Origin of the sequence: Nostoc sp. FACHB-110, from assembly GCF_014697425.1 — a bacterium.
Lineage (GTDB): Bacteria > Cyanobacteriota > Cyanobacteriia > Cyanobacteriales > Nostocaceae > Nostoc_B.
This window is the reverse complement of the sequence record NZ_JACJRU010000075.1, coordinates 1-12,591: the sequence shown is the minus strand read 5'-3', so window position 1 is coordinate 12,591 and position 12,591 is coordinate 1. Positions and strand designations below refer to the sequence as shown.

The 12,591-nt window shown below is 38.6% G+C and carries 5 protein-coding genes and 1 pseudogene; 3 read left to right on the top strand and 3 right to left on the bottom strand.

Annotated features, from left to right (window positions below):
- Both H6G69_RS32895 and H6G69_RS32890 read left to right on the top strand, forming a co-directional pair.
- Nucleotides 1-2,191, top strand: a pseudogene (locus H6G69_RS32895) (hypothetical protein); the annotation flags it as partial.
- Entirely contained in the window at nt 2,169-4,988 is a 2,820-nt protein-coding gene (locus H6G69_RS32890; RefSeq protein WP_313952660.1) for a CHAT domain-containing protein, read from the top strand. The pseudogene H6G69_RS32895 and the gene H6G69_RS32890, both read left to right, overlap by 23 nt.
- A gap of 331 nt (nt 4,989-5,319) precedes the next feature.
- On the opposite strand, the gene H6G69_RS32885 is transcribed toward H6G69_RS32890, so the two are convergent.
- The 3 genes from H6G69_RS32885 to H6G69_RS32875 form a co-directional block, all read right to left on the bottom strand.
- On the bottom strand, nt 5,320-6,114 hold the full coding sequence (locus tag H6G69_RS32885; RefSeq protein WP_190693880.1) for a DUF928 domain-containing protein: 795 nt from the start codon (nt 6,112-6,114) through the stop codon (nt 5,320-5,322).
- A 187-nt stretch (nt 6,115-6,301) separates the two neighbouring features.
- Complete coding sequence (locus tag H6G69_RS32880; protein WP_190693879.1) at nt 6,302-8,881, bottom strand: CHASE2 domain-containing protein; 2,580 nt, start codon at nt 8,879-8,881, stop codon at nt 6,302-6,304.
- Nucleotides 8,882-8,960: 79 nt separating this feature from the next.
- Nucleotides 8,961-10,556 (bottom strand): AAA-like domain-containing protein, encoded by a 1,596-nt coding sequence (locus H6G69_RS32875; protein WP_190693878.1) that lies wholly within the window; start codon nt 10,554-10,556, stop codon nt 8,961-8,963.
- A gap of 600 nt (nt 10,557-11,156) precedes the next feature.
- Here H6G69_RS32875 and H6G69_RS32870 point away from each other — a divergent pair.
- On the top strand, nt 11,157-12,591 hold a 1,435-nt coding region (locus tag H6G69_RS32870), incomplete at its 3' end, for a calcium-binding protein (protein WP_190693877.1).

Sequence of the window (12,591 nt, the reverse complement as noted above, 5' to 3'; positions counted from 1 at the left end):
AGATATTCAACTTAACACCGAGCAACTGACTCTTCTCAATGGAGCGCAACTAACTGCCAGCACTCTTGGGCAAGGTGATGCAGGTAACATATTTATCGATGCTAAACGACAGGTCTTATTCGATGGTACAAAAACCAGAGCTGGCAGTACTGTAGAATCAAGTGGCATTGGCAAGAGTGGAGATATTCAAATTAGCACAGAGCAACTGACTCTTCGCAATGGTGGACAGATAACTGCCAGTACCTTTGGTGATGGGGATGCAGGTAACATATTTATCGATGCTAAACAACAGGTCTTATTCGATGGTACAAATACCGGAGCCGCCAGTACCGTAGAATCAAGTGGGATTGGGAAGAGTGGAGATATTCAAATTAGTACAGAGCAACTGACTCTTCGCAATGGAGCGCAACTAACTGCCAGCACGCGTGGGCAAGGTGATGCAGGTAACATATTTATCGATGCTAAACAACAGATATTATTCGATGGTACAAATACCGGAGCTGCCAGTACCGTAGAACTACGTGGCATTGGAAAAGGTGGAGATATTCAAATTAGCACAGAGCAACTGACTCTTCGCAATGGAGCGCAACTAACGGCCAGCACGAGTGGGCAAGGTGATGCGGGTAACATATTTATCGATGCCAAACAACAGGTCTTATTCGATGGTACAAATAGTGCAGCTGCCAGTACCGTAGAATCAAGTGGGATAGGGAAGGGTGGAGATATTCAACTTAGTACAGAACAACTGACTCTTCGCAATGGTGGACAAATAGCTGCCAGCACGCGTGGGCAAGGAGATGCAGGTGACATATTTATCGATGCTAAACAACAGGTCTTATTCGATGGGATAAATAGCGGAGCTGCCAGTACTGTAGAGCCAAGTGGAATTGGAAATGGTAGAGACATTTACATTACAACCAAAGAATTTTTCGCTACTAATGGAGCTAAAGTCACTGCCAGGACTTCTGGACAAGGAGATGCAGGTAATATCAAAATTAATGCTTCTGATTTGATCAGTATTTCTGGTACTAATTCAACAAATTTGGAGCCTAGTGGTTTATTGACATCTACATCTAACAATTCAATAGGTAAAGGTGGTGATATTACTCTAAATACAGACATTTTTCGTCTATTTGATGGTGCTGTATTAGATGCGACAACCAGAAATGATGGAAATGGGGGCAATATTACAGTCGGAGCAAATCAGGTAGAAGTTATCAATGGAGGACAACTGATATCTAGCACTTTTGCTAATGGGCGTGCGGGAAAAATTTCAGTTAATGCTAAAGACCAGGTAGTTGTTTCCGGCACTAATCCTAGCTCCAATGAGCAAATTGAGAAGGTTAACTCTCAAGTGTCAAAAATCGGAGATAGCAGTGGCTTTTTCGTTCTCTCTGAGAGTTCTGGTATAGCAGGAGATATTGAAGTTACTACCTCGAAACTAACCTTAGATGATAGCGGCAGATTGATTGCTGAGTCTGCATCTGGTGACGGTGGTAACATCAATTTACAAGTTAGAGATTTACTCTTACTACGTCGTAACGCACAGATTTCTACTAACGCTGGTACAGAAGAAAAAGGTGGTGATGGCGGCAACATCAACATTAACTCTAAATTTATTGTTGCCATACCTCAAGAAAACAGCGACATCACTGCCAATGCTTTTACAGGCAGAGGGGGTACTATCCAGATTAATACTCAAGGTATTATCGGGATTGAATCGCGTCCAACGCTAACTAATGCCAGTGATATTACCGCTAGTTCAGAGTTTGGAGTTAATGGCACTATTCAAATAAATACGCCTGATATCGACCCTAAAAGAGGTTTATTAGTATTACCCACAGTACCAGTAGACAGTCGAATTGCTCAAGGTTGTTATAGCCCAAGTTATGCTCAAAACAAATTTGTAATTATAGGAGGTGGAGGTGTACCACTCAATCCTAGAGAAGGTTTTAATAGTGAAACGCCTCAAGTAGAGTGGGCAAGCCTCAATGAAAGTAGTGAAAAAAATTTGCCAGTAATTGGAATTAAAGATTTTTCTGTTCCTACATCAGCCAGTATTGTAAAAGCAACAGGCTGGGTGACTAATAACAAAGGTGAAATTACTTTGATATCTGGTGTACCCAACGAGACTGAAAACAATTCTAGAATTGCGTCAACTAGCTGTAGTGAATTCGTATCTGCTAATTAGCTTTGATTCTAGCAACCACTACGAATATGCAGACTGGTGTAGGTTGGGTGGAGGAACGGAACCCAACATTCACGCATACTTTGTTGGGTTACGCTATCGCTACACCCAACCTACTATTCTCTTAACTGAACCGTATTGGATTCTAGCAACCACTACGAATATGCAGAATAAATTCAAAGGGTTTTTTCAAATAGTCCAATCTAAGATAGAGCAGTTGCAGGCAAGATTTATACGCCGTTTCAGCTTATTTCTGTTTGTCGGATTATTTTTTTTAAGTGCAACTTTACCCAGTACTGCTCATAAAATTGTACTCAAGAAGTTGCCTTCAGATTTACCCTATGCCAGAAATTTAGTACAGCAAGGCAAGGTCTTGTACGAAGCTGAAAAATTTAATGATGCAGTTAAAGTTTTACAGCAGGCTGCCGAAGTATATGCAGCTAGTGGAGATCGTCTTCGGCAAGCAATGACTTTGAGAAATTTATCTTTAGCTTATCAAAAAATTGGTTTGTGGAAAGAGGCACAAGAAGCGATTTCTGTTAGTCGTCAGCTATTGAAAAATGTAGAAAATTCGCCGCAAAGTTTACAAATTCTTGCCCAAACTCTAGATGTTCAAGCACAATGGCAATTAGCAAGAGGCCAAGCCCAATCTGCACTCCAAACTTGGCAACAAGCGGCTGATATTTATCGACAAATAAAAGAGCATGAGCAATTTATCCGCATGAAAATCAATACCGCTCAAGCTTGGCAAGTTTTAGGAATGTACTCGCAAGCAAAAAAAATCTTGACAGAGATTGAGCTAAACCTACAATATCAACAAAACTCATCTTTAAAAGCTACAGGGCTACGTAGACTAGGTAATATACTAAGACTTGTGGGAGATTTAAATGAATCTAAACGAGTATTAAACAGTAGTTTAGAAATAGCTTCATCTCTACACCTCAATGAAGAAATAGCTGAAGCTTTAATGGGTTTAGCTAATACAACCCGCGATTTAGGAGACACTCAAGCTACGTTGAATTTTTATAAGCAAGCGGCTACTGTACATACCTCCATAAATACACGTATTCAACTATTGTTAAATCAGTTTAGCTTTCTTGTAGAAATTAAGAACTGGAGTGATGCTAATACATTAATACCTCTCATCCAATTAGAAATTAATAAGTTACCTGCAAGTAGAATCGCCGTTTATGCTCAGATTAATTTTGCTCAAAATTTAGCCAAGCTAAAACAAAAGGCGAACGTTGATTCACCTTCATGGCTGGATATTGCTGAAATTTTAGCAACATCTGTGAAGCAGGCACAAAGTTTAGCAGACAAGCAAGCAGAGTCTTATGCCCAGGGAACTCTCGGCTGGTTATACGAACAAACAGGGCAATTGATTGAAGCAAAAGAACTTACAGAAAAAGCATTGTTTATCGCGCACAATATTGAAGCCTTAGATATTGCTTATCAGTGGCAATGGCAGTTAGGGCGTTTAGGGAAAATTCAGGGAGATAAAAAAAATGCAATTTCATATTATTCTCAAGCAGTTAAAACTCTTCAATCTCTGAGGAACGATTTAGCTGCTATTAACCCAACAGTTCAATTTTCTTTTCGAGAAAATGTCGAACCAGTATATCGAGAGTTGGTTGAATTATTATTACAAAAAGATAATAATTTGTCATTTTTAGAACCAGATAATCTTAAACAAGCTCAGTTTGTCATTGAATCTCTCCAAGTGGCAGAGCTAGACAATTTTTTTAGACAAGCTTGCTCCATTGCCAAGGTAGAAATTGATAAAGCTATAGAGCAAGATCCCACAGCAGCAGTTGTCTACCCAATTATTCTGCCGAATCGATTAGATGTTATTTTGAAGTTGCCAGGGCAAAAATCTTTTAAACATTACAGTACAAATATTAGTCAGCAAGAAGTAGAAAGCACACTTGAGCAGCTACGTGCAAGTATTGTCATACCCCAACAAGGGTTGAAAACTCAATCATTATCTATGCGAGTTTATGATTGGTTAATTCGACCTTTTGAGGAAATTCTGGAAAAAAATCAAGTTAAAACTTTGGTGTTTGTATTAGATGGCTCACTGCGAAATGTGCCAATGGCATCACTCTACAATGGTAAACAATATTTGTTAGAAAAATATGCGATCGCACTAACACCTAGTTTACAGCTATTTGATCCGAAGCCCTTGACTAGGAAAAGAATGCAAGTATTAACAGCTGGGTTAAGTGAGGCACGTTTAGGTTTTGCCGCATTACCTAACGTAGAACGAGAGTTACAAGAGATTAAGTCACAAGTGGGAGCAAAAGTAATGCTCAATAAAAATTTCACATCATCGGCATTTCAAAGACAGATAGAATCAATACCTTTTAAAGTTGTTCATTTAGCAACTCATGGGCAATTTAGTTCTAACACTGACAAGACATTTATTCTTTCTTGGGATAAGCAAATTAAGATAAATGAATTAAGTAATTTCCTCCGTATTAGAGAAGGCAAGATTCCTCAAGCAGTTGAATTGTTAGTATTAAGTGCTTGTCAAACAGCAGCCGGAGACAATCGAGCTACCTTAGGGCTGGCGGGGATAGCTGTACAAGCTGGGGCGCGTAGTACCCTGGCCTCTCTATGGAGCGTAGAAGATGAATCTACCTCTATACTAATGAGCCAGTTTTATAAAAAATTAACTCAAACACCACAAATAACTAAAGCAGAAGCTCTGCGTCAAGCTCAGTTAACTCTTTTAAAAAATCCCACTTACCAACATCCTTTGTATTGGGTTCCTTATGTTCTCGTAGGTAATTGGCTTTGAGCAAACTCAGTATAGAGAAGATAATTAAAAGTGTAAACTCGTTATAAACTTCAGAGAAATTATTAAAAAAATTACAGCATTTTTGAGAGGATGTTTTAAAAGTTTTGGGCGAATATATAGCGTTTCCTAGTCTGCTGAAGTACAAATTTCTGCGTACCTCTGCGCTTAACTCTGCGACCCTCTGCGTTTCAAAATATTACCTGTACCTCACTTAACTGGTAATCGCTATAATTCGCTACTACACAAACAAAGTCCGCACTTCGACAAGCTCAGTTACCACCTGCGCGGACTTGGATATTTTTTTACTTGGAAGGCCCTTACACAAAAAATATCAATTTTTAGATGAGCAACATTCAACTAACGACTCTTGAGAAAGATTAGATAAACCAACAGTTTGTAATAAATTAACCCAATCAGTAATATCTGAGCTTTGATGGCGAATTTCAGCAGCAGTCGTTAATGCGTCATACCAATACCCGTTATTACCATAAATAAAAACGCGCTCTTTTAGAGTAGCTTCCTTCAACATATTTTCAAGCTTCAAGTTAATGGACTTCCGTTGAACCCAGCCACTAATAAAAATAGGCGGCTGTTGTGGCTGGCAGTAAATATTGAAATACCAAAAATATCGCTTGTCAGTATCTAAAGCCCTAATTGTAGATGGAAGGGAAATACTGATAATTCCCGGTGTTTGAGACAGTGAAATTGGAGTTTGATATACAATATTGCGTTTTTCATCTTGCAAAGAAAACTCTGCATCAACTGTAGGTAAATAAGGAACATATATCCAAAACTTGGGATAGGAAGTAGTTGTTAATCCCCAAACAACTGCCACATCTTTTTTTTCATACACAGGAACTAAGGCTGTAAGCTGCTTTTTATTAACTTTTGTAGATTGGGTGTCAATTATTTCACAACCGCGTGTTCCTCCAGCTGAACGGTTTCCAGGAGCATCAATATCATCTGGTGGTGGCGGAACATTAAAGATTAATTGCTGACTTGAATTAAAAGTCCGCTTTGGTGAAGTAATTATAGAATTGTGCAGTTGAGCTTGTACTGATGTAAACCCTAGCATCAATAAGCTGGTAGTTAAAGCAAGATTAATCTTTAAAAAAAACAATTTCATCTGAATTTCGATTCTCTCACCTTGACAAAAATAAAAAATTATCAAAACAAAATACATACGTCAGTCTACAGAATTCATTCTGAAGTCTGTACAAGTGGCGGATGAATAAATGGATTTAAAACACCCACCAAATCTACAATTTGGTGGTCTTCAATTAGTGGCAGGGCTGAATCCACCACTAAATTGATTAGTCATTTTTGGGTGATTTTGAGTATTGTTTTCGCTTTTCATCTTGAAACATAAAGTAAAGGGATATACTTATAATCATAATTAAAAATACTAATATAGGTGGAATTAGTGGTATCCAAATACTTTTGATAAACATCCCAAAACTAATTCCAAATAAACATCCCAAGGCAACAACTACTCTCATTCCTAACCTGATAGGATGGCGAATACACCATGCTAGAATTCCTCCTGTAATAGACCAAGCCCAGATCCATAAACTTTCGCCCCAAACAGGCCAAACCGATAATAAAGGTCTTTTATCTAAAACCGCGCTCAGAATTTGACTTACCATTTGAGTATGGACAATTACCCCAGGTATTTCTTGGTAAATCTTTTCACCAGCACTATAGGGAGTCAGAAAATAGTCACCAGCACTTTGAGCCGTCACCCCAATGATAACTATCCGATCCTTTACCATTTCCGGCTTGACGCGATCGCTTATGATATCTTGGAGTGTGACTTGCTCGGCAACTTTTAAAGGAGAGCCAGCAGAACGATAGTTAAGTAATATTTGATAACCACGATCATCTATTTGCTGATAGCCACCCTGATGCGATCGCAAACGCTTAAACACCACTTCACCAATTTGCAATTCTTTGTTTTTGGTATATTTAATGGAAATACCTAAAGATTTAAAATAGTCAAATGCTAATTGAGAATTAAAAGCATATAGAGTAGTACAACCAGATGTGGAGTTTGGTCTCATAGCTAGTAGATGGCGGCGGATGACAGCATCTCTATCTTTGACAAAATCACTAAAACCTTGACGTTCTACAGGTATTTCTGGAGGAGGTAAAACACCGGGATTGTTGAATTCTGCCTCACTTGTTTTACAGATCGCAATTAAATTACTATTTTTTATCTGAGTTAGCAATTTTGGGTACTTTGGGTCTACAGGAAAATCACGATAAATATCTAAACCAATAGTTCGTGCTTGATACTGTTGAAGTTTTTGCAAAACTAGGAACAGTGCATCATCTGATAGCGAACCTTTACGATGCTGTTGTTGGGGGAGTTGAAAATCATTTTCTGTAATTTTCACTACTAAAATGCGTGGGTCTGGTTTTTCATTGGGACGTAACCGCATAAAATAGTCAAAAGCTTGTAGTTCCCAATTTTGTAGCAGTCCTAAATGTCGCACTCCCATGACTAAGATGGGGACAAAAACACTCAACACTAACAAAGCAGAAAAGCGATATTTTTTCAACCAATTTTGCTGTGATTTATACTTGGTTGAAGCAGCTATTTGCAATTTTTGTTTCTCTAATTCAAGGCTGGCAATTAAAAAGTGATGTTCCTGTTCATTTATGTAATGACTTTCTGCCCATTCTTGAGCAGATTTTAATTTTTCTCCACTTAATAAAAGCGATTTATTTTGATAGTTACTCGCTATCCATTCTTCTAGCGCAAACCTATATGGAATTAAATTATGTAATGCCTTATTAACCCAAGTTTGATTAAACACAGATTCATAAATACGATTATAGACTCGTAAGCATCCCTTTTGTTTTACGACTAAACCTGATAACCGTAATTCTATTTGCTCAGGGCTGTAATCTGATGTGATTTCACTATTTAATAAAATTTGTTGATAAAGATTTAACAGTCTTATACTACGCTGTTCACTTCTAAGAATGCGATCCCGAATTGTTTTCAAGTGAGCAGGTTCATCTTGAGATTCCCAATTATTAATTATTTGGGATTGGACTAAATTTTCTACAAATTCTGCTTCATAACCCTTGGGAATAAAACAGTTGGAGGTAAGAATTAGTTTGCAAATCTTTTGCGTCAGAAAAGGTTGACCACCGCTCCAAGCTAATACTTGCTTTAAGACTGTTTGAGGAGCAGCAACTTTTCCCACTAATCCCTGAGCTAGGGGCTGGGCTTCATGCTCCTCAAAGCCATTGAGTTGAATTGCGCGACCAATGTTAAAAGGCGTGCGATTTTTGTCTTGAATTAAATCATAAGGTGCTGCTACTCCCAACAGTGCAAAAGTCAAACGCTGATATGCTGGGTTATCTGCTCTTTTGTTGTAGCAAGCTCTTAAAAATCCTAAAAAATCGTCTTTAAAATTTAATTGAATAATACTATCAATTTCATCAATAAAAATCACAATTTTTTGCTGAACTTGAATTAGTAATACTGACTCGATAAACTCATTTAAGCGTTCTAACGGAGACAGACCCTCATAATTTTTCCACCAAGTTAGCACCTTAACTTTTGGCGTAAAACTGCGTGCTAGTCTGCGAATTACTCCTAGATACCATTCAGATGGAGCAATATCTTGACTGCTAATTGCTGTAATATCTATTACATTACAAGCAATATTATCTCTTTGCAGTTTGTACATTGTTCGCACCCGTAGACTAGATTTGCCCATCTGCCGGGAATTCAGAACGTAACAAAATTCTCCTAACTTTAATCCTTCATAAAAGTCTTTATCAGCCTGTCGCTCCACATAACTAGGTGCATCAATTTGTAAACTCCCTCCAACTTGGTAGTTATCATTTGAATTTTCTGAATTGTTTGTCGGCAGCATTTTATTTTGGATTATTGATAATCAGCCGCGAAATTTCACACTAATTATCCTAGGTTTTACCTCTATGAAAAAATTAAGTTTAATTTAGACGTTGGGAAAAATATTGGCGATATAAATTGCAGCGCCAAGTTACTTTATTTTCATAGCAATGCAATACTAGCCCCATACTGTGCAGTTTAAATACTAAATCTGAGTTTAATTCTACTGGTTCAGCAGTGCTAACAACTTGGTTAAATGCTGCCGCTAAATCTGGATGCTGTTTGAGATTCCATAAGTGTCGTCTGAGATGGTCGCTATAAATCCCTGCTTCTGTAGAAGCCGTTTGTAATAAATTCTCAAGTGTAATTTCTTGGTTTTGTATGTGGTACATAGCTAACCGCACTAAATAAGGATGCCCCCCTATCATGCTCATTAAGTCATCAACTTGAGCATTTGTCCAATTTAAGAGAGCATGACGTATAGATAAATCTTGCACTTGCTCTTTGGTAAATTCTTGTAGTTCAATGCTTAATCCCACATTAAAAGGAGATTGATTTATGTCTAGGGGAATATAAACTTCACTGGAGTGAACTATTACCAACCGCAGTTTTTTCCAAACTTCGCTAATTAAATCTCCATATCTAGCATATTCATACCAGGCTCGTAAAAGACTAAAAAAGTCGTCAGCTACTTTGCGATGAGGAAAAATTTGCTCAACTCCATCTAAAGTAATGACTAATGGATTAGTAATTTCTTCTAACAAACACTCTTCAAAGTAAGCTGTAGTTTTATCTTTACTACCATAACTAACCCAATAATCATCTAATTGCTCCAGCTTTTTCAGTCTCCTACCAACACTTTCACAAAACCAACGCAAAAATGTATCCAAGTTAGCGAACACTGCACTGTCAGCTAACTCAAAGTTCAAGGGTACTGTATCATAACCGTGCGTTCTAGCTTGATGAAGAATCCTAGCCATTAATGAGGTTTTACCCATTAATCTAGGTGCTTTAATTCTGATTAGAGAAGCGGGTTGCAAAATTTCATGATAACAGCGTTCTTCTACAAAAGGACGTTCCACATAAAAGACAGATTCGAGAGGAACCTGCCCTACCGGAAATTCTGCTTCTGGTTTGATGAATGAATATCTATTTGTATTTGTTGACATTATGGGTGAATCTGGCAATGTCAACTCAGTGTTCCCCAAGAATGATAATTTTTTTCCTGACTTTAAATTTAAGGCTGCTGGAGTAACAATTGGTTTATCCATCGGTGAGATACACTGTTGTTTTAATTCTGAAGCTTTTTGCAGTGCCGCAACTTGTATTTTTGACTTTGCTGGTCTTTTGGTTTCCCATTTTTGGTCAAAATGACTCAAGTTATTAGCTATATCTCGATTCCAAAGCCTTAGCGTAAAACGCCAATCTTCTTTACCTTGTGTTTGGGTACGGTTATCTTCCAGAATTTCTAAACTTTTTAGGCTTTCGATGACTTCATAAATCTGTCTTTGTTTTAGCTGAGTCAATTTTTGCAGATATCTACGTTTCGTCTCGATAATCAAACTAGTTCTGATGTTATCCTCCCAGCGAAAATGAAAATCGTCCGAATCATTGACTCCATCTGCAACCGAGAGTAATATCTCTAAAAAAAGCTTAACTCGGTCTTTAACAATTGGGCCCCAAGTTGGTTGACGCATAAACAAAACATTCAATCAGCATTTGCGACTAGATACATTTCCAAGTGCTGTATTTTCTGAAAACTTTGGGGTAGCCCAAAGTTAAAAGCTTACTTTAAAGCACTGGTATGCTGATTTTACAAGATGTTCAGTGATTTTACTCATCCTTATTGCTTTAGGCTACTACCCTAAAGATAGTCTTTGTATGTGTGATGAAAAGTTAAACACAACGATTTCCAGCAAAAGTTGTCCGTAAGCGTTATTCATTGTCTCATTACAGTTAAGAGGAGATTTGTTGTAAGTACATGAAGGATTGATTTGTTCGGTACTAGTTCAGTGATTGCTCTTGTCAACAATCAACTTATAACGTTTCCCTTTTTATCAGGTATATTTCGTTGATGTCAGAGGCTAGAAAAGTTAAAAGCTAGTTTCATTTTTATTAATCCAATTTGCACAACTTCTGGTTGAAAAAATGATTTGACAAATATCTTCTTTGAGACTCACACAAAGTATGCCAAAAACCTCAATTCTTAGCTGTTTGTTAGGGTCTTAAAGCAGTATTGACTGCTATCGGCAAACTTTAACTATCACTGAAATAATCCATTTATTTAGGTAGAAATCATGGCTAATATCAATGGCACTAATGGTAATGACTATCTCCTTGGCACAACTGGAAATGACATTATTAAAGGCTTTGGTGGAGATGATCATATAAATGGTAATGGAGGTAACGACACCCTAGAAGGTGGCGATGGAAATGATACTCTCAATGGTGCTTCTACTGGAAATAGCATCCTCAGAGGTGGAAGCGGCAATGATTCTTTAATTGTTTCTTCTTCTTTTGGAAACAATACCTTAGAAGGTGGTGCTGGGAGCGACTTCGTAAATGCTTCCTACTCTTCTGGGAATAACACCCTAAGAGGAGATGCTGGTAATGACACTCTGACGATTAACTATTCTACTGGCAAGAATACAGTTTCCGGTGGTGCTGGTAGCGATCGCATAATTGCTTTTGGAGTCCAGGGTGCTAACACCCTCAATGGCGGCGATGGCGATGACTTTTTCTCTATCAGTAGCTCGTTCACTGCACCTTCTTCGTTAGTGACTCAAACGGTGAATGGAGACACAGGTAACGATGAGTTGTCTGTTAATTACAGCAATTCTAATGCAGGAATCACCTCAACTTTTAATGCCAGCAATAACCAAGGCTCGATTACAGCAGGTACAAATCGAGTTAGCTACAGGAATATCGAACGATTAAGCATCTCAGGTACAGCCTACGATGACTATATTGTTGGGACTAATGGCAACGATACCCTCTCTGGCGGTACTGGTGGCAATGATACGCTTGTTGGTGGTGGCGGTAGCGATTTCTTGAATGTTAATGGTTCAACAGGAGATAATCTACTTGATGGCGGCGATGGCAATGATACTCTCTCCGCTTCTCGCTTCTTCTTCTCAACAATTGCTGCGTCAGGGAATAACACCCTCAACGGTGGTGGCGGTAGCGATTTCTTGAATGTTAATGGTTCAACAGGAGATAATCTACTTGATGGCGGCGATGGCAATGATACTCTCTCCGCTTCTCGCTCATTCTTTCCAGTAATTGATGCGTCAGGGAATAACACCCTCAACGGTGGCGCTGGTGATGACAACTTGAATGTTAATTTTTCAACAGGAGATAATCTACTTGATGGCGGCGATGGCAATGATACTCTCTTTGCCCGTAGTGCGTTAGGGAATAACACCCTCAACGGTGGCGCTGGAAACGACAGCTTAGTTGTTGACTCTTCCTCAGGTACAAACCAGCTAGATGGCGGCGATGGCAATGATACTCTCTCCGCCCTTAGTGCGTCAGGCGAGAACACCCTCATTGGTGGTGCTGGTGATGACACCATTATTGGTGGTGCTGGCGATGACACTATTATTGGTGGACAGGGTAATGACAATATTAATGGTGGGGATGGTTTTGATACCGCAGATTACAGCCAACTCGGCAACACGATTACACTCTCAGGAGTAGGAACAATTACTAAAGCTGGCGACTTAGGGCAAG

Excerpts from the sequence above, each read along its gene's own strand:
- H6G69_RS32885 (WP_190693880.1), bottom strand. The coding sequence starts at position 6,114 with ATGAAATTGTTTTTTTTAAAGATTAATCTTGCTTTAACTACCAGCTTA.
- H6G69_RS32880 (WP_190693879.1), bottom strand. The coding sequence starts at position 8,881 with ATGCTGCCGACAAACAATTCAGAAAATTCAAATGATAACTACCAAGTT.
- H6G69_RS32875 (WP_190693878.1), bottom strand. The coding sequence starts at position 10,556 with ATGCGTCAACCAACTTGGGGCCCAATTGTTAAAGACCGAGTTAAGCTT.